This window comes from Microbacterium sp. KRD172, from assembly GCF_017168295.1.
In the GTDB taxonomy this organism is placed as follows: Bacteria; Actinomycetota; Actinomycetes; order Actinomycetales; family Microbacteriaceae; genus Microbacterium; species Microbacterium profundi.
In genome coordinates, this window is sequence record NZ_JABFAS010000002.1 from 1,572,706 (window position 1) to 1,593,133 (window position 20,428).

The following is a 20,428-nucleotide window of genomic DNA, read 5'->3' on the forward strand; positions in this document are numbered from 1 at the left end:
AAGCGGCATTCCCTGGCATACGCCAGAGGTGACCCGCGAGCCTTTGTCGGCAGAGGCCTGGTGGAATGCGCTTTCGGCAGTCTTCATCTCGGCGTATGCAGAGTGCGGAGTGGACCTGATGAAAGCGCTAGCGCATGCCGGCGGAGGGCGCGAGCCGGCGCTGAACCCGGAGAACTGCAGCATCTTCGGACAGGGTTGGCCGTTTCGCTCCGAAGTTAGTGCTGTTCTCCGAGCGAGGCGTATGCGGGTCGTTGACCGAGGGCAGCTCGAAACGGGGGAGCGAGCCGCTTCTGATGTCGGCGCCCGCTCATAGACTGAGACGGTGCCGGAGAACATCTCGCTGGAAGACGCCCGCGTCGAAGCCGAAGAGCTGACTACTCGCATTCTCGAGGCGAAGGACGCGTACTACGGACGCGACACCTCGGTCGTCGATGATGCGACTTACGACGGATGGATGCACCGGCTCGAAGAGCTCGAGCGACTGCATCCCGAGCTGCAGGGGCAGGATTCGCCGACCCAGATGGTCGGAGCCGCCGAGGCGACGGGCCTCGCCACGATCGAGCATGCCGAGCGGATGCTGAGCCTCGACAACGTCTTCTCGATCGATGAGCTGCGCGAGTGGGCGGCGAAGACGCAGTCGTCGTCCGGGCGCGAGGTCGCATGGCTCACCGAGCTCAAGATCGACGGTCTGGCGATCAACCTGCGCTATGAGAACGGCATCCTGACCTCGGCGGCGACGCGCGGTGACGGGCGCGTGGGTGAGATCGTCACAGAGAACGCTCTGCGTTTCGCCGACGTCCCCGAGAAGCTGACCGGTGAGGGTCATCCGCCGATCGTGGAGGTGCGCGGCGAGGTGTTCATCCCGGTCGCGGCGTTCGAACGGCTCAACGCCGCGCAGGCGTCGTTCCGCGACCGCGCGTACGCCGACACGCTGTCGCGGTGGGACGCACGAGGCGGCACCAAGAAGCCGTTCGAGGACGAGAAGGCACGGGCGGCCGCCGCGCGGCGCTTTCCCGCGTTCGCCAACCCACGCAACGCCGCGAGCGGTGGCCTGCGGCAGCAGATCGACAAGAAGAGCGGACTCGAGCTCGAAGCCGGGCTGCTGCGGGTGAACTCGCTGTCGCTGTACGTGCACGGAATCGGTGCATGGCTGAACCCGCCGGTCGCGTCGCAGAGCGAGATCTACGACCTGCTGGCCGCGTGGGGGCTGCCGATGAGTCCGCACTCCAAGGTCTGCCACGACATCGACGAGGTCATCGCCTTCGTCGGGCATTTCGGCGAGCACCGTCACGACATCGAGCACGAACTCGACGGCATCGTGGTCAAGGTCGACGAGTTGGCGCTGCACGACGAGCTGGGCATGACCAGCCGCGCCCCGCGATGGGCTATCGCCTACAAGTACCCGCCGGAGGAGGTGCAGACGAAGCTCCTCGACATCGTCGTCTCCGTCGGACGCACAGGGCGCGCGACGCCGTTCGCCGTCATGGCGCCAGCGCATGTCGCCGGCTCGGTCGTAAGACAGGCGACACTGCACAACAAGGACGTCGTGAAGGCCAAGGGGGTGCTGATCGGCGACACTGTCGTGCTGCGCAAGGCCGGCGACGTCATCCCCGAGGTGCTGGGGCCGGTGGTCGACAAGCGCGACGGCACGGAGCGCGAGTTCGTCATGCCGGTCGGATGCCCCGAATGCGGCACACCGCTGCGCCCCATGAAGGAGGGCGACATCGATCTGCGGTGCCCGAACGCCCGCTCCTGCCCGGCGCAGGTGCGCGGACGCGTCGAGCACATCGGCTCGAGGGGCGCTCTCGACATCGAGGTTCTCGGCGAGGTGACCGCGGCCGCTCTCACGCAGGCCGAAGCACCGGCTGTCGCGCCGTTGGACACCGAGGCCGGTCTCTTCTCGCTCACGCTGGAAGAGCTCGTCCCTATTTCTGTCGTGGTCAGAGACGCGGAAACCGGTGAGCCGAAGGTGGATGACGAAACGGGCGAACTTGTCCGGCGTGCGCCGTTCCAGAAACTCGGCCCAGCGCAGTATCCGCCAGGGACAGAGGGCTTGGACTCTGCTGAACGCCGTAGAAGCGGAATTCGCAAGAATCACCGCGAGACATTGCCGTCAGAGGCTGCGACGAAGCTGCTCGCCGAGCTCGAGAAGGCCAAGAAGAAGGATCTTTGGCGCCTGCTCGTGTCGCTGAACATCCGCCACGTCGGTCCTGTCGCGGCCCGCGCGCTCGCCCAGTGGTTCGGCTCGCTCGATGCGATCCGAGCTGCATCCCGTGAGGAGCTCGCCGCCGTCGAGGGCGTCGGGGGGATCATCGCCGACTCGCTGCTCGCCTGGTTCGAGGTCGACTGGCACGTCGACATCGTCGATCAGTGGACAGCTGCAGGAGTGCAGTGGGCGACACCGGGGCACCCGGGTCCTGGGGCCGCCGTGGTCGAGGGCGGGGTGCTCGAGGGGTTCACGGTCGTTGCGACCGGCTCGCTCGACGGATACACGCGAGACGGTGCGCAGGAGGCGATCATCAACGCCGGTGGCAAGGCCGCCTCGAGCGTCTCGAAGAAGACCGATTTCGTCGCGGCAGGTCCCGGCGCGGGCTCCAAGCTCGGAAAGGCAGAGGAACTCGGCATCCGCGTCTTGGATGCTGCGCAGTTCCACATCCTCGTCACCGAGGGGCCCGACGCGCTGGACTCCTGACCTGAAACAGGACCGACCACACGAAACAGGGAGTGGCACAGCCCGTTTCGAGCGGAAAGACCTGTCTCAGATGGTCGCGCGGATCTCGAATCCTCCTGACGACGACGCCGGCACGTCGGTCACCGTCACTTCGTCGACCTGCGCACCCGCTGGCCCCTGCTTCAGCGCGTCGAGGACGGCCTGCACGTCAGCATCCGCTCCGTGCAACTCGGCTTCCACCGTCCCGTCGCGGCGATTTCGCACCCAGCCCGTGACGGCGTGAGCTGCGGCCGCGTCCTGTGCGAACCACCGGTACCCGACTCCCTGTACACGCCCACGCGTGCTCGTTCGCACCGACCTCATGGCTCAACAATGCCAGGATCTCCCTCGTCACGTCCTTTGTCGTACCTATGTTCTAATCTCGATCGCACACAGAGCCGAGGAGGGCACGATGACGAACAAGCAGCCGACAGAGGCAGAGATCGACGCGTGGCGTGAGGAGGAAGACAGGTTCACCGGGCAGGTGATCCGGCGGCATGGCGTATTCATACAGTCCGTGAGCGGCGAGCAGATGTTTCGGATGACGTGTTTCGCATACACCGTGGGGCTGTTCGGCATGGGCCATCCGGAACTCCTCGTGCTCGGCATCTGCGGGAAGACTGCGCAGCGTGTGCTGAACGACGTGTCGGCGCGGGTGCGTAGCGGCGCCGATCTGACGCCGGGACAGACGATCGAGTTCGACGACTGGAACCATCGTCTGACGGTCGAGGTGCTGCCGAACCCCGCGCACATCCTGTTCGCTGCGAACTCGTTCTACCGGCGCCCTGATGAATTCTCCGTCCCAGCGTTCCAGCTCACGTACGACGACGAACAAGGACGCTTCCCGTGGGACGACGGCTACGCCATTCCCGCGTGGGTACAGCCGCGGCCGGGGGAGTTTCGTGCATGACAAGGCTACAAACTGCTACACAGGGCTACACTGGCCGCATGGTCGACGTTGCAGCGCGGGATCTGCGGAACAACACCGCAGCGGTGCTGCGGCGCGTGCAAGACGGCGAAGACGTGACGATCACCGTGCATGGGCACCCGGTCGCCAAGGTTGTTCCGATCGCGCACGAGCGGCGGTGGTTGCCAGCACGCGAGTTCATCGCGCACCTGTCAGAGTTCCAAGCCGACAGCGGACTTCGTGGTGAGCTTGCCGAACTGATCGACGAGACCACGGATGATTTGGCGGACCCGTGGGAACGGTGACGAGCGGTCTGCTGGATACATCCGTTCTCATCGCTGCCGAGTCAGGACGATCCTTGGACACTGAGGCCCTGCCGGCGGAGCTCGCGGCTTCGATCATCACCTTGGCGGAGTTGCGCACCGGGGTACTCACCGCTTCGAGTCCGGCAGAGCGCGCCACTCGACTGCGTTCATTGGAGAACGTCACCCGCATGAAGATCTTCGAAGCCGACGATCGCGCTGCAGCGCAGTGGGCGCGGTTGCGCGTCGAACTTCGCGACCGCGGTCGCCGAATGAACGTGAACGACCTCTGGATCGCAGCGATCGGCGCGGCGAACGACCTGCCGATTGTCACCCAGGATGCCGACTTCGATGCGCTCGAAGGCGTCCCGGGAATCGAACTGATCCGCGTCTGAGACTCGATTCGTGGCGGTACCGGCGGTCAGCGAATGCTTGCCCGACCGTGCACTTGTGCGCTGCGCCGGTTTGCGGCGGAAACACGAAACGCCGTGTGAACGAGAAGTTCCACGGCGTTTCGTTCCTGACATCCGAAGCAGTGCTCGGGCCAGGCAAGGGTCTCAGTCCTTGTGACGCGGCTTCCGGGCGGGCCTGTCGTCACGAGCCGGACGGTCGCTGTACGAGGGGCGGTCGCGGCGCTCGTAGCCGCCTCGGGCTCCGCCGTCGCCACCGCTGCGTCGCCCGGGGGCTCCGCGGTCGGCCTTGATCTCGATCAGACGACCGGAGATGCGGGTGTCCTTGAGCTTGTCGAGAACCGAAGGGCTGAGGTTCGCGGGCAGCTCGACGATCGAGAAATCCGGGTTGATCTTGATCCCCCCGAAGTCATCGCGGCCGAGGCCGCCCTCATTGGCCAGCGCACCGACGATCTGTCGCGGCTCGACCCGGTGACGACGGCCGACCTCGATGCGGTACGGCGCGTAGTCGCTGCGACTGCGTCGCTCGGTACGTGGTCCTGTTCCTCGCTCGGCACGGTCGCCGGAGTCGCGACGCGGGCGGTTGTCCGCCTCGACCGACCTCGCGAGCGGATCGTTGGCGGGGTCGAGCAGCAGTGGCGTCTTGCCCTGCGCGACGACGGCCAGCGCCGCCGCGACATCGCCCTCCGGCACATCGTGGTTTCGCACGTAGTGGGCAACGATGTCGCGGAAGGCCTCAATGCGGCTGGTCTCTGCAAGTGCTGCAGTGATGCCGTCGTCGAAGCGCGCGAGACGCGTGGTGTTCACGTCGTCCGTGCTCGGCAGCGTCATCTGCGTCGGCGCCTGGCGGGTTGCCTTCTCGATGCTCTTGAGCAGGTAGCGCTCGCGCGGCGTGATGAAGCTGATGGCATCGCCAGTGCGGCCTGCGCGGCCGGTGCGGCCGATGCGGTGCGTGTACGACTCGGTGTCGGTGGGGATGTCGTAGTTGACGACGTGGCTGATGCGCTCCACGTCCAGACCGCGGGCGGCGACGTCGGTGGCGACGAGGATGTCGAGCTTGCCGTCCTTGAGCTGGTTGACGCTGCGCTCGCGCTGCACCTGTGCAACGTCGCCGTTGATGGCGGCTGCGGAATAGCCACGCGCACGCAGCTTCTCGGCGAGGGTCTCGGTCTCGTTCTTCGTGCGGACGAAGACGATCATGCCGTCGAAGTTCTCGACCTCGAGGATGCGCGTGAGCGCGTCGACCTTCTGCTGGTACGAGACGACGAGGTAGCGCTGCGTGATGTTCGTGCTCGACGCCGTCTTCGACTTGACCGTGATCTCCTCCGCATCGCGCAGGTACTTCTGGGCGAGGCGGCGGATCTGCGGCGGCATGGTCGCCGAGAACAGGGCGACCTGCTTCTCGGCAGGCGTCTGAGCAAGGATCTGCTCGACATCCTCTGCGAAGCCCATCTTCAGCATCTCGTCGGCCTCATCGAGCACCAGGTACTTCAGCGCCGAGAGGTCGAGGGTGCCTTTGGCGAGGTGGTCCATGATACGACCGGGGGTTCCGACGATGACGTGCACGCCGCGGCGCAGCGCGGAAAGCTGCACACCATAGCCCTGGCCGCCGTAGACGGGCAGCACGTGCACGCCCTTCATCTTCGCTGCGTACGACTCGAACGCCTCACAGACCTGGAGCGCCAGCTCACGGGTCGGCGCCAGTACGAGTGCCTGCGGCGTCTTCTGCGAGACGTCGAGGCGTTCCAGCACCGGCAGCGCGAACGCGGCCGTCTTGCCCGTTCCCGTCTGTGCCATACCCACGACGTCGCGGCCGCCGAGAAGCGTCGGGATGGTGGCCGCCTGGATGGGCGATGGGGTCTCGTACCCGAGGCCGCGGATGGCGGCGAGGACGGGTCCGGTGATGCCGAGTTCCTCGAATCCGGGGGTCGCGGGGGATTCTTCGGTGGGCTCGTTCAAATCTGCATCTTCAGGGGTCACTACCTAAAGGTAGCGCGTCGGGTCGCCCCGCGCCTGTGAAGACGCGGCGTCAGCCGCCGTTCGTGAGAGTTTCGAGCTTCTCCTTGACCTGACGACGCAGCACCTTGCCGATCAGAGACTTCGGTAATTCGTCCACGACGAAGATCCTGCGCGGCACCTTGTAGGCCGTCAGGATGCTGCGGGCGAACTGTCTGATCGCCTCCTCATCGAGCTCCGCACCGGGATCGAGGACGACGGCAGCGACGACCTCCTCACCGGAGTGGTCGCTGTGCAGCCCCACAACGGCGGCGTCCGCCACGGATGGATGCTGCCGCAGCGCGTTCTCGACCTCGGTCGGTGCCACATTGAAGCCGCCGGTGACGATGAGCTCCTTGATGCGATCGACGATCCGCACGAACCCGGCGTCATCGATGGTCACGATGTCTCCCGTGCGATACCAGCCGTCGACGAAGGACTCCTCGGTCGCCTCAGGCTTGCCGTAGTACCCGCCGAACACCTGCGGTCCGCGGACGACGAGCTCGCCGGGCATACCGGGCTCCACGTCCTGAACTGGATTCTCGGGATCGACGACGCGGCATTCGGTGCCGGGGAGCGGCAGCCCGACGCTTCCCGGCACGCGGTTCTGCGCGACGGGGTTCGCGATCAGCACGGGCGAGCACTCGCTGAGTCCATACCCCTCGACGAGATATCCGCCGGTGGCCTCCTCGAACGGCACGACGAGCTCGTGCGGCAGCGCCATCGCGCCGGAGATCGCGACCTCCGTGCCGGCGAGCGAGATGCCCCTGGCCTCGGCGGCCTTGAGCAGCCGCTCGGCGATCGGGGGCACGAGCGGCAGGAAGGTCGCCGGATGCTTCTTCACGACGTCGAGCACCAGGTCGGGGTCGAACTTCGGGAACAGCACGAGCCGGGCGCCCATCGACATCGCGAATGTCAGACACAGAGTGAGGCCGTAGGCGTGGAACATCGGCAGCACGGCGTAGACGACGCATCCGTGCCCGCGTTGGATCGACGGCACCCAGGCCTTGGCCTGCCCCGCGTTCGAGAGCAGATTGCGGTGGGTCAGCGCCGCGCCCTTGGGAGTCCCGGTCGTTCCTGAGGTGTATTGGATGATCGCAAGGTCGTCGGTGGCCGGCTTCGGGTGCGACGCCGGCAGCGGAGCGGAACCGACGATCTGCTTCCAGTCGATCGCGCCGCGCACCTTCTCGGTGAGGGCAGCTCGTGATTCCCGCGCCTTCGCGATCGGCAGCGTCAGAGCGATTCGCGTGAGCAGCGGCATCGCAGTGGTGACATCCACCGATACCAGTGACGTGACGGCGAGGTCTGCGGGGAACTCCTGGACGGTCCCCACGACCTTGCTCCACACGATGGCGTGCTTCGCCCCGTGGTCCTCGAACTGCTTGCGCAGCTCTCGCGGCGTGTACAGCGGATTGTGCTCCACGACCACGGCGCCGAGGCGCAGGACAGCGTAGAAGGCGATGATGTGCTGCGGACAGTTCGGGAGCACGATCGCGACCGGGTCGCCGGCGCGAACGCCCAGATCGCGCAGCCCGGCGGCCGCGCGATCGATCGCGCTCTGCATGGCGGCGTACGTCGTCTCCTGCCCGAAGAACTGCAGGGCGACAGCATCCGGATAGTCGCGCGCGGATGCTGCGACGATATCGATCAGCGAGCCGTCGACGGCAGGGAGGTCTTCCGGAACGCCCTCGGCGTAACTGGCGACCCAGGGGCGAGGGGGATCGAACATCGTCATGTCGACAGCCTATTCCGAGAGTGCGGCGCCAGACGGAGCGGGGGAGTTGATGCGGCGAACTAGACTGATGTCGTGTCTGAAATCACCCCTGAGCTCGTGCGCCATCTCGGCGTACTCGCGCGCATCCAGCTGAACGACGACGAGGTGACGCGGCTCACGGGCCAGCTCGACGCCATCGTCGACAACATCGCGAAGGTGTCGGAGGTGGCGACGTCCGACGTGGCGGCCACCAGCCACCCGATTCCGCTCGCGAACGTGTTCCGTGCCGATGTGGTCGGCGAGACGCTGACCCATGAGCAGGTGCTGCAGAACGCACCGGATGCCGCGGACGGCCGTTTCCGCGTGACCGCGATCCTTGGTGAAGAACAATGACGGAGCGAGGAGCAGTGAGCGACATCATCCGCTGGACAGCCGCGGAGCTCGCGGACAAGCTCACCGCCGGCGAGGTTTCCAGCCGTGAGGCCACGCAGGCGCATCTCGACCGGATCGCCGCCGTCGACGGCGACGTGCACGCGTTCCTGCATGTGAACGACGGTGCTCTCGCCGCGGCCGACGCGGTCGACGACGCTCGGGCAGCGGGGGAGCGACTGCATCCGCTCGCCGGTGTGCCGCTTGCGATCAAGGACGTCCTGGTCACGACCGACCAGCCGACCACGAGCGGATCGAAGATCCTCGAGGGCTACATGTCGCCCTACGACGCCACCGTCGTCGCGCGTGCGCGCGCTGCCGGCCTCGTGCCGCTGGGCAAGACCAACATGGACGAGTTCGCGATGGGCTCGTCCACCGAGCACTCCGCGTACGGTCCGACCCGCAACCCGTGGGATCTCGACCGGATCCCCGGCGGTTCGGGCGGAGGCTCGGCGGCTGCCGTCGCCGCCTTTGAAGCGCCGCTCGCCCTCGGCTCCGACACCGGTGGATCGATCCGTCAGCCCGCACACGTCACCGGCACGGTCGGAATCAAGCCGACTTACGGCGGTGTGAGCCGCTACGGCGCGATCGCCCTGGCCTCGAGCCTCGACCAGGTCGGACCTGTCACGCGCACGGTGCTCGACTCCGGTCTGCTGCACGACATCATCGGCGGCCACGACCCGAAGGACTCCACCTCGCTCACCGACGCGTGGCCGTCATTCGCGGATGCCGCCCGAGAGGGCGCGCGCGGCGACGTGCTCAAGGGACTCAAGGTCGGCGTCATCAAGGAGCTGCCCGATTCGGGCTTCCAGCCCGGAGTCGCAGCATCCTTCCGTGCATCGCTCGACCTGCTCGAGGCGAACGGCGCCGAGATCGTCGAGATCTCCACACCGCACTTCGAATACGGCGTCGCGGCGTACTACCTGATCCTCCCGGCCGAAGCATCCAGCAACCTGGCGAAATTCGACTCAGTGCGTTTCGGTCTGCGGGTCACTCCCGACGGAAACCCCACGGTGGAGGACGTCATGTCCGCCACGCGCGAGGCGGGGTTCGGCGACGAGGTCAAGCGCCGCATCATCCTCGGCACCTACGCACTGTCGGCGGGTTACTACGACGCCTACTACGGCAGTGCGCAGAAGGTGCGCACGCTCATCCAGAAGGACTTCGACGATGCGTTCGCGCAGGTCGACGTCATCGCGACGCCGTCGGCGCCGACCACGGCGTTCAAGATCGGCGAGAAGATCGACGACCCTCTGCAGATGTACTTGAACGATGTCACGACGATCCCGGCGAACCTCGCCGGCGTCCCCGGCATCTCGATCCCGTCCGGCCTCGCGGAGGAGGACGGCATGCCCGTCGGCATCCAGTTCCTCGCGCCGGCGCATGAAGATGCCCGGCTGTACCGCGTCGGAGCTGCCCTGGAGGCCGCACTCGTCGACTCCTGGGGAGCTCCGCTGCTCAATCTTGCCCCCGCTTTGAGATCGGTTGCTGAGCCTGTCGAAGCACAGGAACCAGCAGGAGGAACCCGCTGATGGCTGCCGCAGCAAAGCTGATGGACTTCGACAAGGCCCTCGAGCTGTTCGAGCCGGTGCTCGGATTCGAAGTGCACGTCGAGCTCAACACGAACACGAAGATGTTCTCCGATGCGCCGAACCCGGCCAACGAGAAGTATCACGCCGCCGAGCCGAACACGCTCATCGCTCCGGTCGACATGGGCCTTCCCGGTGCCATGCCCGTCGTGAACGAAACGGCGATCCGCTCGTCGATAAGCCTCGGACTCGCACTGGGCTGCTCGATCGCGGAGTCCAGCCGCTTCGCCAGGAAGAACTACTTCTACCCGGATCTCGGCAAGAACTACCAGATCTCGCAGTACGACGAGCCGATCGCCTACCGTGGATCCGTCGTGGTCGAGCTCGAGGACGGCACTCTCGTGACCGTGCCGATCGAGCGCGCCCACATGGAGGAGGACGCCGGAAAGCTCACCCACATGGGAGGAGCGACCGGCCGCATCCAGGGTGCGGAGTACTCGCTGGTCGACTACAACCGCGCCGGCGTCCCACTGGTGGAGATCGTCACAGACATCATCTTCGGCACCGAACATCGTGCGCCGGAGGTCGCGAAGGCGTACGTCTCCACGATCCGCGACATCGTGCGCAGCCTCGGCATCTCCGAGGCGCGCCTCGAACGCGGCAACCTGCGCTGCGACGCGAACGTCTCACTGCGGCCGCGCGTCGCCGAGGGTGAGCAGCCGGCGCCGCTCGGTACACGCACTGAGACGAAGAACGTCAACTCGATGCGCTCGGTCGAGCGCGCTGTGCGTCACGAGATCCAGCGTCAGGCGCAGATCCTCGCCGACGGCGGCACGATCATCCAGGAGACCCGTCACTGGCATGAGGACACCGGCACGACCTCACCCGGCCGGCCGAAGTCGGACGCCGACGACTACCGCTACTTCCCGGAGCCCGACCTGCTGCCCGTGCAGCCGACCAGCGCCCTGATCGAGGAGCTGCGGGCGGAGCTCCCCGAGCAGCCCGTCGCGCGCCGCCGCAGGCTCAAGGCGGAGTGGAACTTCACCGACCTGGAGTTCCAGGACGTGCGCAACGGCAACCTGATCGACGAGGTCGAGGCGACCATAGCCGCAGGCGCCACGCCGGCCGCTGCACGCAAGTGGTGGACCGGTGAGATCTCCCGCCTCGCGAACGCGCAGGACAAGGATGCCGCGGGCCTGATCGCTCCCGAGAACGTCGCCGCATTGCAGAAGCTCATCGACGAGGGCACCCTCACCGACAAGCTCGCGCGCCAGGTGCTCGAAGGCGTCATCGCAGGCGAGGGTACACCGCAGGAGGTCGTCGACGGTCGAGGACTGGCCGTCGTCTCGGACGACGGCGCGCTCATCGCCGCGATCGATGATGCTCTCGCCGCGCAGCCCGACGTCATGGCCAAGATCAAGGACGGCAAGGTGCAGGCCGCAGGGGCCGTCATCGGCGCCGTCATGAAGGCAATGAAGGGCCAGGCGGATGCTGCTCGCGTGCGCGAACTCATCCTGGAGCGTGCAGCGCAGTAGGTGCCGCTGAAGCGCGGATGTCCGCGGCCTGCGCGAGAATGGAATCATGGGGCGCGGTGACGGACGAGGCAGACTCGTCTCTCCTGACGGTGCGGACGACACCGGTACACGCATCCTGCACGTCGACATGGATGCCTTCTATGCCGCGGTCGAGGTGATGGATGACCCCTCGCTGCGCGGACTGCCGATCATCATCGGGGCTCCTGACGGACGCTCCGTGGTCTCCAGTGCCTCGTACGAGGCGCGACGATACGGGGTACGCGCCGCGATGCCGGTCGGCCAGGCCATGCGGCTGTGCCCGACCGCCAAGATCGTCATGCCGCACTTCGACCGCTACCAGGCGGTGTCGCGCCAGGTGATGGCGGTCTTCGAGTCGATCACGCCCCTGGTCGAGCCGCTCTCGGTCGACGAGGCGTTTCTCGATGTGCAGGGCGTCAGGCGCCTGTGGGGGAGCCCGGGGCAGATCGCGCGACTGGTCAGGGAGCGCGTGCAGGCCGAGGTCGGCATCAGCTGCAGCGTCGGGGTCGCTGCGACGAAGCACGTGGCGAAGATGGCGTCGACCATCTCCAAACCGGACGGGATGCTGATCGTCGCCGCCGCCGACACGCTCGACTTCCTGGCGCCGCGCTCCGTCCGCACGATGTGGGGCGTGGGGCCGAAGGCGTCGGATGCGCTGGAAGCCCGCGGCATCCGCACGATCGGCGACATCCGTGATTCGCCGCAGGACATGCTCGACCGCGCCGTCGGTCAGGCGCTGGGTGCGCGCATCGCACAGCTCGCGCGCGGAGAGGACGCCAGGTCGGTCGAGACCGAGCGGGTCGAGAAGAGCGTCGGCCACGAGGAGACGTTCGACATCGATGTGAGCGATCGCGAGTTCCTCCGTGCAGAGCTGCTCAGGCTCGCGGATCGAGTCGCGGTGCGACTACGGAAGGCAGGGTGGGAGTGCGCTACCGTCGCGATCAAGATCCGCTTCGACGACTTCACCACCCTGAGCCGGTCCCAGACGCTTGCAGAGCCGACGTCCGTCGGGCAGAGGATCGGCGAGGCGGCGCAGAAGCTGTACGAGTCGATCGACCGGCGTGACCCGGTGCGGCTGGTGGGAGTGCGCGCCGAGAAGCTGCGGCCGGCCGGGGGAGCGGCGTTCGCGCTGTGGGACGATGACGAGCACTGGCGCAAGGTCGAAGGTGCTCTCGATGACGCTCGCGCACGTTTCGGCAGCGCCACGATCACGCGTGCCAGGCACGTGGCGCGCGGCGACGGTCGCGGCGCCGCGCGACATCCGAAGGATCACGGCGTCGATTGATCTCCCGAGCTGCCCGTCTGTCGACTAGCGTGGAGTCATGCCGAACATCGCACTGGACCTCGGAAAGCAAGTCGCCTCTTTCGGCGTGAAGAGCGCCTATGGCGAGCCTCAGGATGTCGATGGGGTGAGCATCACGCCGGTCGCCCTGACGTGGGCGGGCTTCGGCGGCGGCGCGGATCAGGAGGGCAACGGCGGCGGCGGTGGCGGTGGGGTGTCCATTCCGGTCGGCGTATACGTCCGTCGTGAAGAGGGTCTGCGCTTCGAGCCGAACCTGGTGGCTCTGCTGGCGGTGGCGATCCCGTTCGTGTGGGTCGCAGGCCGCGCGCTCTCGCGCGTGATCCGTGCCCTCAAGAAATGACGACCCGGTCGCGCAGGCTCTTCAGCGCGCGGCTGTCAGCATCATCGACGCGATCGTCGCCGTCGAAGCATCCAACCCTGTCGTCCTGATCGATGGCCGGGCCGGGGCGGGAAAGACGACCCTGTCACGCATGGTGGCTGCGAATTGGCCCGTGGCCGGACGACCGCAGCTCATCGCGCTGGACTCGCTTTATCCCGGATGGGACGGGCTCGACGCCGGCGTCGAACGCGCGCTGCACGACATCCTGCGCCCGCATGCGCGCGGTCTGCTCAGCACGTGGCGCCGCTGGGACTGGGAATCGGAGACCGACGCCGAAGCACACGCGGTGACGCCTGCCCTCGGAGTCATCCTCGAAGGCTGCGGCGCGGTGAACCCGGCGACCGCACGCCTCGCCGACGTCGGCGTGTGGGTGGAGTCTCCGGATGCTGCGCGCAAGCGACGCGCGCTCGACCGAGACGGAGAAGGGTTCCGTCCGCACTGGGACGGGTGGGCTGCACAGGAGGAGCGGCATCTGGAGCGCGACGATCCGCGTGCGCTTGCGACGTTGCGTGTCGCAGTCCCTTAACCGGCCACACCCGGTCGGTCTGGTGATGAGCTTCTCTACTGCGCGGAATACTCGTCGTGCGCATCGGCGAGGGCGATGAGGCCGTCGAGGCGGAAGCCCAGCCAGTCGTAGACACCGAAGCGCGGGTCTTCCAGATCGTGTTCATCGTCTTCCGCGGTGATGTCGAGGCGGGTGGCGATCACGAGGCGGAGTGCGGTGAGCGTGCGAAGCCAGGCATCGATATCGGATGCCGGGATCACGACATCCTGTCGGGCGAGCGCGTCGTCCTCGGCGAGGTCTTCGGCAGCGATGGTGAGAAACGGTGTCAGTCCGTTCCGCACCACGGCGGCGTCGGCTGTTCGCCGGTCGAGAAGATCGTCGTGGGTGGCTGCCGCGAATTCCGCGGAGGCCTCGGCGTCCTCCGGGTAGGGGTCCGGCGTGAGCCGGGTCAATCCTGGATCAGGCTCGCCGTCTGAGCCGGCGAGGACGTCGGTGAATTCCTCGACGAGACCCGCCAGATGAATCCCCTCGACGACGGCGAGCGGGAGGCGGATCACGGCGTCGGTCATTGCGGAGCCTTTCGAACAGTCGCCCACAGGCCGTAGTCGTGCATGGCCTGCGCATGCACCTCCATGGTCTCGCGGGGACCGGTGGCGACGATCGCGTGGCCGTCGTTGTGCACGGCGAGCATGAGGGTCGTGGCCTGCTCGGCCGAGTAGCCGAAGTAAGTCCGGAAGACGCGCGCGACGTAGCCCATCAGGTTCACCGGATCGTTCCAGACGACGACCTCCCACGGCTCCAGCGGAGTGGCCTGCAGGTCGGTGGCCTCGCCGAGATCGGGCGTGGCGATCGGAGTGCTCATGCCCATCCCATCTCGTGCAGCTGCGTGTCGTCGATGCCGAAGAAGTGTGCGATCTCGTGTACGAGAGTCGTGTGGACCTCTTCGCGGAGTTCCTCTTCATCATCGCACTCGGCGAGATGGGATTCTCGGAACAGGATGATGCGATCGGGCAACTCGCCCATGCCGTACTGGCCGCGTTCTGTCAGTGCGAGTCCGTCGTACATTCCGAGCAGATCGAGGCTCCCGTCCTCAGGACGGTCTTCGACGACGAAGATCAGATTCTCCAGGCCGTCGACCATCTCGTCGGGCAGTCTGTCGAGCTCGTCGACGACGAGCTGTTCGAAGGTCGCGGCATCCATTTCCATCATCGATCAGCCTATGGCCAGGGCGGCGTCAGTGGACGAACAGCAGCAGTGCGGCGACGGCGAGGAACAGCACCCCGAACACGGTGTTCAGGATGCGCTGGCCACGTGCGGTTCCCGTCACGCGCTGGAACGGCCGTGCCGCGGTCGCGAAGAAGCCCCACATCACGAGCACGTCCACTGTGACGACAGTGGCGATCAGGATCAGGTACTGGGGGAGGGCGGGCTGGTCGAGCCGGATGAACTGCGGGATGAAGGCGAGGAAGAACACGATCGCCTTCGGATTGAGCAGGTTCACCCAGAATCCGCGCCTGATCATCGACCAGCGGCTCGTCGGCGGCCGCGGTCCGTCTGCCGCTTTCTCACCGGCATCGCGGACGCGCGTCAGGATCAGCCTGATCCCGAGATACGCGAGGTAAGCCGCACCCGCGTAGCGGATCAGAGCGAACAGCACGGGCGATCGCGAGACGATGAGGCCGACTCCCGCCGCGACGATCACGACGTGCACGATCAGGGCCAGTTGCAGGCCGATCACGCCCCAGATCGAGCGCCGCCATCCTTCGGCGAGCGACGTCGACATCGTGTTGATGGCGCCGGCCCCGGGAGTGAAGCTGATGACGGCGGATGCCGCGAGCAGGGAGAGCCAGACCGTCAGTGACACCAGGCAATCCTATGGCGGCATTCACGCGTGCATTCGCGCACCCTTGAGCAGACGATCCACCACGTTCTTCGGGCTGCGCGGCGCGATGCTGTCCGATGCACGCGCACGGTGACTGGACCGTGCTGCTGATCGACATTCGTCTGATTGGCCCGGGAACCGCGGGTTGACCGATCGGCGATGGCCTTTCGCCTGCGGGGAGACCTACAGGTATCGGCAGACCTGGTCCGCGCTGCACGTGTCAGGGTCCGGGTGCGCGGCGTCGTGCCTGAGGTCGGCGATGGTGCCTTGCAGGGCGGTGAGCTGGGAGATCTGCTGCTCAATCTCGTTCAGGCGCGCGTCGAGGAGGTCGCGCACGTGCGCGCAGGGAGCGTGGCCGCTATCGCGGATGTCGAGGATCTGGCGGATCTGGGCGAGGGTGAGGCCCGCGGCCTGGCCACGGTGGACGAAGTCAATCCGGACGACAGCGTCGGGCGCGTAGTCGCGGTACCCGGACGGCGTCCGGTCGGCCGGGGGCAGCAGGCCCTGCTCTTCGTAGAACCGGAGAGTCTTCGAGGTGGTGCCCGCGCGTTCGGCGAGTTCTCCGATGCGCATAGCGGCCTCCGATCTCTTCGCAGGGGCCGCGCTTGACCTTCCTCTGCACTGGAAGGTCCAGTATGGCTGAAACGGAACAGAAGTCCAAACATTGACAGGAGCAGCAGCGATGCCGACGAAATACGACCTCGCCATCATCGGATCGGGCGGCGGAGCGTTCGCCGCCGCGATCCGCGCGACCACGCTCGGGAAGTCGGTGGTGATGATCGAGCGCGGAACGCTCGGCGGCACCTGCGTGAACACGGGCTGCGTGCCGTCGAAGGCCCTCATCGCCGCCGCCGATGCACGGCACGTCGCCGCCGACGCCGCCGATCGGTTTCCGGGGATCGCGACAACGGCGGGCCCGGTAGACATGCCCGCGCTGATCGCCGGAAAGCAGGCGCTGGTCGAGACGATGCGGGGCGAGAAGTACGCCGACGTCGCCGACTCATACGGGTGGCGGGTGCAGCGGGGAGACGCCACGTTCGCTGGCACCCCGGACGCGCCGATCCTCCACGTCGCCGGGAACGACGGGAGCGTCGAGACGATCGAGGCCGAGCACTACCTGGTCGCGACCGGTGCCCGGCCGTGGGCCCCGCCGATCGATGGCCTGGACGAGACCGGGTACCTGACCTCGACGACGTCGATGGAACTGACCGAGGTCCCCGAGTCACTGCTGGTGCTCGGCGGCGGTTACGTCGCCCTGGAGCAGGCGCAACTGTTCGCCCGCCTCGGCTCCGGGGTCACCGTGCTGGTGCGGTCCCGGCTCGCGTCGAAGGAGGAGCCGGAGGTGTCCAGGACGCTGCAGGAGGTGTTCGCCGACGAGGGCATTCGGGTCGTCCGCCGCGCGGTGCCGACCCTGGTGTCCCGAGACGCGGCGACCGGGCAGGCCGTGGTCTCCGCGGACGTGTCCGGCGGCTCGCAGGAGTTCCGCGCCGATCAGCTGCTCGTCGCTCTCGGACGCCGTCCCGTCACCGACGGCCTGAACCTCGACGCGGTCGGAGTGAAGACCGGGGAATCCGGCGAGGTGGTCGTCTCCGACCGGCTGCAGTCGTCCAATCCGCGGGTCTGGGCTGCGGGTGACGTGACCGGACACCCGGAGTTCGTGTACGTCGCCGCCCACCACGGCACCCTGGTCGCCGAGAACGCGTTCGCCGACACCGACCGGTCCGTCGACTACACCAAGCTGCCGCGGGTGACATTCACCGGACCGGCGATCGGCGCGGTCGGGATGACCGAGAAAGAGGTCGTCGCCGCGGGGATCCGCTGCGACTGCCGTGTCCTGCCCCTACATCACGTGCCCCGCGCCTTGGTGAACCGCGACACCCGCGGGTTCATCAAGATCGTCGTGGACGCCGACACGAGCGAGATCCTCGGCCTCACCGCCGTCGCCAAGGACGCCGGTGAACTCGCCGCCGCAGGAGTCCACGTGCTCGGCAAGACCATCGCTGAGGTCGCCGACGCGTGGGCCCCTTACCTGACCATGTCCGAGGGCATCCGGATCGCAGCGAAGGCCTTCACCACCGACCCGTCGCTGCTCTCCTGCTGCGCATGAAGGGCAATGCACATCGTCGCGCACACAGAATCGGAGTAACCCGCAATGTCTGACCTCAGCAGTACGAGCGGCAGTTCGGGTCGCTCTGCAACGCGCAGGAGCAGACGAACGCGTTGACTGGGCGGCTGCGGCACGCTCCAGGAAAAAGAAAAGTGGTGAGGTTCAGACCTTCGCGAGAGTGGAGACTCTCGCGAAGGTCTGAACCTCACCACATCAGGGTGGCTAACGGGGCTTGAACCCGCGACCCCCGCGACCACAACGCGGTGCTCTACCAACTGAGCTATAGCCACCATGTGCCGGCCGGAGCAGGCAACCAGACGATTCTATTACACGTCCGGGGTGAACGACGACACGGTGCGTTCCGAGATGGCGCGGGCCTCATCACTCGATGGCCCAGGCTCGGCCACGAACACCGCTTCGCGGTAGTACTGCAGCTCGCGGATCGACTCGAGGATGTCTGCCAGTGCGCGATGCCCGCCGTCTTTGGCCGGCGCCTGGAAGAACACGCGCGGGTACCAGCGGCGCGAGAGTTCCTTGAAGCTGGAGACGTCGACGTTGCGATAATGCAGCCACTGATCGATCTGCGGCATGTACTTCGCCAGGAACATGCGATCGGTGCCGATCGTGTTGCCCGCCAGCGGTGCCTTGCGCTCGAGCGGCACGAACCGCTTGATGTACTCGAGCGTCTGAGCCTCGGCATCCGCCAGCGAGACGCCGTCGGGGATCTCATTGATCAGACCTGACGACTCGTGCATCTTCGTGACGAAATCGTTCATGTTCGCGAGTGCCGAGGCGTTGGGTTTGATGACGACCTGGAACCCGGGGTCGAGTGGGCGGAGCTCGAAGTCGGTGATGACGACGGCGATCTCGACGAGTTCGTCAACCGAAAGATCGAGTCCCGTCATCTCGCAGTCGATCCAGACGAGTCGATCATTCTCGGACGCAGCTACCATGCGTTCAGTCTACTGAGCGCATGGACATCGCCCGGATCACGGTACCGTAGAGGTATTCCGCCTCCGTAGCTCAGTGGAAGAGCATCGGTCTTCTAAGCCGTTGGTCGCAGGTTCGAACCCTGCCGGGGGCACCACGCACCGCTATCAATGAAGAAGGGACTGCACCGCGTCGTCTGGTCGCCAGAATTCGCCCACGATGCGGAATGCGCCCGTCGCGAGATGCAGACGCTCAGCGCGATAGCGGAGCCCGAGCGGGTCGGCGACGATGCGCAGGTGACCCAGGATGCGGCCGGTGGCGTCTTGAACTCGCCACAGCTGTTCGGAGGCTCTGACGAGCTGCTCTCGTTTCGATTCGAGCTGCGGCGTGGCGTATCGCACCTCTGGCAGGTGCAGGATCTGTGTATCGGACATCTGGTTCTCCTTCCGATTCGAACATATGACCGACCACGGACATTGCGATGACAGGAGCGGCCGCATCCTTTCCTCCACTGATCAGGCTTTCGTCCCCTCTCTCCACCGAACGTGGGTTCTGCGCTGCGCGCGATGCGCGCGACGAGGCACTCTGGGGCGATCCGGGCGCGTCCCGGGCACTTGATGGAAGAGGAGATTGACATGAACGACAACGTGACGATCCTGGGGCGCGTCGGCGCCGATCCGAAACGAAGTGAGACCGCGAACGGGGTCGCGGTGGTGAACTTCCGCGTCGCCAGCCCGCAGCGCCGCTTCGATTCGAAGACGCAGACGTGGATCGAGACGGGCACCAACTGGTACAACGTCTCCGCGTTTCGCCAGCTGGCCGATCACGTGAAGTCCTCGCTGCACCAGGGCGATGGCGTCATCGTGACCGGGAAGCTGAAGCTTCGCGAGTGGGAGAACGCCGAACGCAAGGGGATGAGCGCCGACATCGACGCGGAGGCCATCGGGCACGATCTGCGTTGGGGCGCCAGCGCCTTCGCGAAGGCGAGCCGTCCCTCTGCTGCGGCGCACGACTCGACTCCGACCGATGTCGACCCCGCAACGGGAGAGGTTCTCGGTGCCGAGCCGGATGCAGAAGCCGATGACTCCGACAGCGAGCACGCGTCGTCGACGGAGCCGGCGATGGCACTCGTCGGTGGGCCGTGGTCGACCGAGGATTGACGCAGCCGGGCAGTCGCACTGCCTGAGCGCCCTCGCCACGCGGCGAGGTGGGGAGCACGACGGGAAACCTTTAGAATCAGAGCGTGCCCCGTCGACTCCCCGCCCTCCGTCTGCGTGGGCTGATGGGAGTGGTGCTCCTGATGGCAGGGCTCGCGCTGGCGGGCTGCGCCCCCGAATCGACCGTGACGCCGACGGCGAGTCCATCGGCGAGCGCGGAGTCGACGCCATCGGCCTCGACGACACCGGATGCGCCGGTCATCCAGCCGGATGGCTCCGCCGAGGACAACCTGCCGATCTTCTCCGCGATCACCGGCCAGGTCTGGGCATCTGAGAACCGCGCTTCCGATCGCGCTTACATCGACGCACTGATCGCGTCGGGATTCGACCGGACCGCGATGCAGGTGACGCAGGACCTGACGACGGTCGGCAACCCGGTCGAGAGTCTGCAGTTCTCGGTGCGGTGGGGTGAGGACGAATGCCTCATCGGTCAGGTCGGGCCATCCACAGGAGAACCCGTCACGGTGGTCGTCGACCAACTCGCTGAGGGACGCTGCCTGGTCGGCAACACCCGCCCGATCGACTGGTGATCCTTAGCCGGTAGGCTGGAGTGTCG

At 66.7% G+C, this 20,428-nt stretch carries 23 protein-coding genes and 2 tRNA genes; 14 read left to right on the forward strand and 11 right to left on the reverse strand.

The features are described from left to right. The first annotated feature begins 322 nt into the window (after positions 1-322). Positions 323-2,692, forward strand: a complete 2,370-nt coding sequence (gene ligA / locus J1M43_RS07915) for an NAD-dependent DNA ligase LigA (protein WP_206476434.1) — start codon at positions 323-325, stop codon at positions 2,690-2,692. 66 nt (positions 2,693-2,758) lie between these two features. Here ligA and J1M43_RS07920 read toward each other — a convergent pair whose 3' ends face one another. Next, positions 2,759-3,034, reverse strand: a complete 276-nt coding sequence (locus J1M43_RS07920) for an acylphosphatase (RefSeq protein ID WP_033107215.1) — start codon at positions 3,032-3,034, stop codon at positions 2,759-2,761. Positions 3,035-3,122: 88 nt separating this feature from the next. Here J1M43_RS07920 and J1M43_RS07925 point away from each other — a divergent pair, with 88 nt between their 5' ends. The 3 genes from J1M43_RS07925 to J1M43_RS07935 are packed head-to-tail and all read left to right on the forward strand — an operon-like array spanning position 3,123 to position 4,314. Further along, positions 3,123-3,620, forward strand: coding sequence for a DUF4262 domain-containing protein (locus J1M43_RS07925; protein WP_206476435.1), 498 nt, complete (start codon positions 3,123-3,125; stop codon positions 3,618-3,620). Between the two features lie 38 nt (positions 3,621-3,658). Next, entirely contained in the window at positions 3,659-3,922 is a 264-nt protein-coding gene (locus tag J1M43_RS07930) for a type II toxin-antitoxin system Phd/YefM family antitoxin (RefSeq protein WP_033107213.1), read from the forward strand. After that, entirely contained in the window at positions 3,919-4,314 is a 396-nt protein-coding gene (locus J1M43_RS07935; protein ID WP_307823533.1) for a PIN domain-containing protein, read from the forward strand. Before J1M43_RS07930 ends, J1M43_RS07935 begins: the two co-directional genes overlap by 4 nt. 162 nt (positions 4,315-4,476) lie before the next feature. Here the strand turns inward: J1M43_RS07935 and J1M43_RS07940 are convergent, their stop codons facing one another. Both J1M43_RS07940 and J1M43_RS07945 read right to left on the reverse strand, forming a co-directional pair. Further along, complete coding sequence (locus tag J1M43_RS07940) at positions 4,477-6,288, reverse strand: DEAD/DEAH box helicase (RefSeq protein WP_152594909.1); 1,812 nt, start codon at positions 6,286-6,288, stop codon at positions 4,477-4,479. A gap of 70 nt (positions 6,289-6,358) precedes the next feature. After that, on the reverse strand, positions 6,359-8,059 hold the full coding sequence (locus tag J1M43_RS07945) for a long-chain-fatty-acid--CoA ligase (protein WP_206476437.1): 1,701 nt from the start codon (positions 8,057-8,059) through the stop codon (positions 6,359-6,361). A 72-nt stretch (positions 8,060-8,131) separates the two neighbouring features. On the opposite strand from J1M43_RS07945, the gene gatC reads away from it, so the two are divergent. Genes gatC through J1M43_RS07975 form a run of 6 tightly spaced genes read left to right on the forward strand, consistent with a single transcriptional unit; the run spans position 8,132 to position 13,757 of the window. Then, the gene (gene gatC, locus J1M43_RS07950; RefSeq protein ID WP_033107210.1) at positions 8,132-8,431 is read left to right on the forward strand and encodes an Asp-tRNA(Asn)/Glu-tRNA(Gln) amidotransferase subunit GatC; all 300 of its coding nucleotides are present in this window, start codon (positions 8,132-8,134) and stop codon (positions 8,429-8,431) included. A gap of 14 nt (positions 8,432-8,445) precedes the next feature. Then, positions 8,446-9,999: an Asp-tRNA(Asn)/Glu-tRNA(Gln) amidotransferase subunit GatA gene (gatA, locus tag J1M43_RS07955; protein ID WP_052167084.1), complete on the forward strand. Its 1,554-nt coding sequence runs from the start codon at positions 8,446-8,448 to the stop codon at positions 9,997-9,999. Continuing rightward, positions 9,999-11,531: an Asp-tRNA(Asn)/Glu-tRNA(Gln) amidotransferase subunit GatB gene (gene gatB, locus J1M43_RS07960; RefSeq protein WP_033107209.1), complete on the forward strand. Its 1,533-nt coding sequence runs from the start codon at positions 9,999-10,001 to the stop codon at positions 11,529-11,531. The genes gatA and gatB overlap by 1 nt, the downstream gene beginning before the upstream one ends. 46 nt (positions 11,532-11,577) lie before the next feature. Continuing rightward, the gene (gene dinB / locus J1M43_RS07965; RefSeq protein ID WP_033107208.1) at positions 11,578-12,834 is read left to right on the forward strand and encodes a DNA polymerase IV; all 1,257 of its coding nucleotides are present in this window, start codon (positions 11,578-11,580) and stop codon (positions 12,832-12,834) included. A gap of 37 nt (positions 12,835-12,871) precedes the next feature. After that, positions 12,872-13,192 (forward strand): hypothetical protein, encoded by a 321-nt coding sequence (locus J1M43_RS07970; RefSeq protein ID WP_033107207.1) that lies wholly within the window; start codon positions 12,872-12,874, stop codon positions 13,190-13,192. Then, on the forward strand, positions 13,176-13,757 hold the full coding sequence (locus J1M43_RS07975; RefSeq protein WP_033107206.1) for an aminobenzoate synthetase: 582 nt from the start codon (positions 13,176-13,178) through the stop codon (positions 13,755-13,757). The genes J1M43_RS07970 and J1M43_RS07975 overlap by 17 nt, the downstream gene beginning before the upstream one ends. A gap of 35 nt (positions 13,758-13,792) precedes the next feature. Here J1M43_RS07975 and J1M43_RS07980 read toward each other — a convergent pair whose 3' ends face one another. The 5 genes from J1M43_RS07980 to J1M43_RS08000 form a co-directional block, all read right to left on the reverse strand. Further along, complete coding sequence (locus J1M43_RS07980; protein WP_206476438.1) at positions 13,793-14,305, reverse strand: DUF2017 family protein; 513 nt, start codon at positions 14,303-14,305, stop codon at positions 13,793-13,795. Then, the gene (gene clpS / locus J1M43_RS07985; protein WP_033107352.1) at positions 14,302-14,598 is read right to left on the reverse strand and encodes an ATP-dependent Clp protease adapter ClpS; all 297 of its coding nucleotides are present in this window, start codon (positions 14,596-14,598) and stop codon (positions 14,302-14,304) included. The genes J1M43_RS07980 and clpS overlap by 4 nt, the downstream gene beginning before the upstream one ends. After that, positions 14,595-14,942, reverse strand: coding sequence for a metallopeptidase family protein (locus J1M43_RS07990; protein WP_084595867.1), 348 nt, complete (start codon positions 14,940-14,942; stop codon positions 14,595-14,597). Before J1M43_RS07990 ends, clpS begins: the two co-directional genes overlap by 4 nt. A 28-nt stretch (positions 14,943-14,970) precedes the next feature. Then, complete coding sequence (locus J1M43_RS07995; RefSeq protein ID WP_033107203.1) at positions 14,971-15,600, reverse strand: LysE family transporter; 630 nt, start codon at positions 15,598-15,600, stop codon at positions 14,971-14,973. 201 nt (positions 15,601-15,801) lie between these two features. Then, positions 15,802-16,191: a heavy metal-responsive transcriptional regulator gene (locus tag J1M43_RS08000; RefSeq protein ID WP_033107202.1), complete on the reverse strand. Its 390-nt coding sequence runs from the start codon at positions 16,189-16,191 to the stop codon at positions 15,802-15,804. A 109-nt stretch (positions 16,192-16,300) separates the two neighbouring features. Here J1M43_RS08000 and merA point away from each other — a divergent pair, with 109 nt between their 5' ends. Continuing rightward, a complete protein-coding gene (merA, locus tag J1M43_RS08005; RefSeq protein WP_033107201.1) occupies positions 16,301-17,725 on the forward strand; it encodes a mercury(II) reductase in 1,425 nt (474 codons plus the stop codon). A gap of 217 nt (positions 17,726-17,942) precedes the next feature. Here the strand turns inward: merA and J1M43_RS08010 are convergent. Both J1M43_RS08010 and orn read right to left on the reverse strand, forming a co-directional pair. Continuing rightward, positions 17,943-18,015 (reverse strand) — tRNA-His (locus J1M43_RS08010). Positions 18,016-18,051: 36 nt separating this feature from the next. Further along, positions 18,052-18,678, reverse strand: coding sequence for an oligoribonuclease (orn, locus tag J1M43_RS08015; protein WP_033107193.1), 627 nt, complete (start codon positions 18,676-18,678; stop codon positions 18,052-18,054). Positions 18,679-18,737: 59 nt separating this feature from the next. Between orn and J1M43_RS08020 the strand changes: the two genes are divergently transcribed. Then, positions 18,738-18,812: transfer RNA gene (locus J1M43_RS08020), tRNA-Arg, on the forward strand. A gap of 10 nt (positions 18,813-18,822) precedes the next feature. Here J1M43_RS08020 and J1M43_RS08025 read toward each other — a convergent pair. Then, complete coding sequence (locus J1M43_RS08025; protein WP_052167053.1) at positions 18,823-19,089, reverse strand: hypothetical protein; 267 nt, start codon at positions 19,087-19,089, stop codon at positions 18,823-18,825. 201 nt (positions 19,090-19,290) lie between these two features. Here J1M43_RS08025 and J1M43_RS08030 point away from each other — a divergent pair, with 201 nt between their 5' ends. Then, entirely contained in the window at positions 19,291-19,815 is a 525-nt protein-coding gene (locus J1M43_RS08030) for a single-stranded DNA-binding protein (RefSeq protein WP_033107192.1), read from the forward strand. A gap of 83 nt (positions 19,816-19,898) precedes the next feature. Further along, complete coding sequence (locus J1M43_RS16720; RefSeq protein ID WP_307823328.1) at positions 19,899-20,402, forward strand: hypothetical protein; 504 nt, start codon at positions 19,899-19,901, stop codon at positions 20,400-20,402. The last annotated feature ends 26 nt before the right edge of the window (positions 20,403-20,428 follow it).

Coding starts and splice junctions, on each gene's coding strand:
- J1M43_RS07990 (WP_084595867.1), bottom strand. CDS start 14,942: ATGGAAATGGATGCCGCGACCTTCGAACAGCTCGTCGTCGACGAGCTC.
- J1M43_RS07945 (WP_206476437.1), bottom strand. CDS start 8,059: ATGACGATGTTCGATCCCCCTCGCCCCTGGGTCGCCAGTTACGCCGAG.
- orn (WP_033107193.1), bottom strand. CDS start 18,678: ATGGTAGCTGCGTCCGAGAATGATCGACTCGTCTGGATCGACTGCGAG.
- J1M43_RS07925 (WP_206476435.1), top strand. CDS start 3,123: ATGACGAACAAGCAGCCGACAGAGGCAGAGATCGACGCGTGGCGTGAG.
- J1M43_RS07980 (WP_206476438.1), bottom strand. CDS start 14,305: ATGACCGACGCCGTGATCCGCCTCCCGCTCGCCGTCGTCGAGGGGATT.
- J1M43_RS07920 (WP_033107215.1), bottom strand. CDS start 3,034: ATGAGGTCGGTGCGAACGAGCACGCGTGGGCGTGTACAGGGAGTCGGG.
- J1M43_RS07930 (WP_033107213.1), top strand. CDS start 3,659: ATGGTCGACGTTGCAGCGCGGGATCTGCGGAACAACACCGCAGCGGTG.
- merA (WP_033107201.1), top strand. CDS start 16,301: ATGCCGACGAAATACGACCTCGCCATCATCGGATCGGGCGGCGGAGCG.
- gatB (WP_033107209.1), top strand. CDS start 9,999: ATGGCTGCCGCAGCAAAGCTGATGGACTTCGACAAGGCCCTCGAGCTG.
- J1M43_RS08000 (WP_033107202.1), bottom strand. CDS start 16,191: ATGCGCATCGGAGAACTCGCCGAACGCGCGGGCACCACCTCGAAGACT.
- dinB (WP_033107208.1), top strand. CDS start 11,578: ATGGGGCGCGGTGACGGACGAGGCAGACTCGTCTCTCCTGACGGTGCG.
- J1M43_RS08030 (WP_033107192.1), top strand. CDS start 19,291: ATGAACGACAACGTGACGATCCTGGGGCGCGTCGGCGCCGATCCGAAA.
- J1M43_RS08025 (WP_052167053.1), bottom strand. CDS start 19,089: ATGTCCGATACACAGATCCTGCACCTGCCAGAGGTGCGATACGCCACG.
- clpS (WP_033107352.1), bottom strand. CDS start 14,598: ATGAGCACTCCGATCGCCACGCCCGATCTCGGCGAGGCCACCGACCTG.
- J1M43_RS07970 (WP_033107207.1), top strand. CDS start 12,872: ATGCCGAACATCGCACTGGACCTCGGAAAGCAAGTCGCCTCTTTCGGC.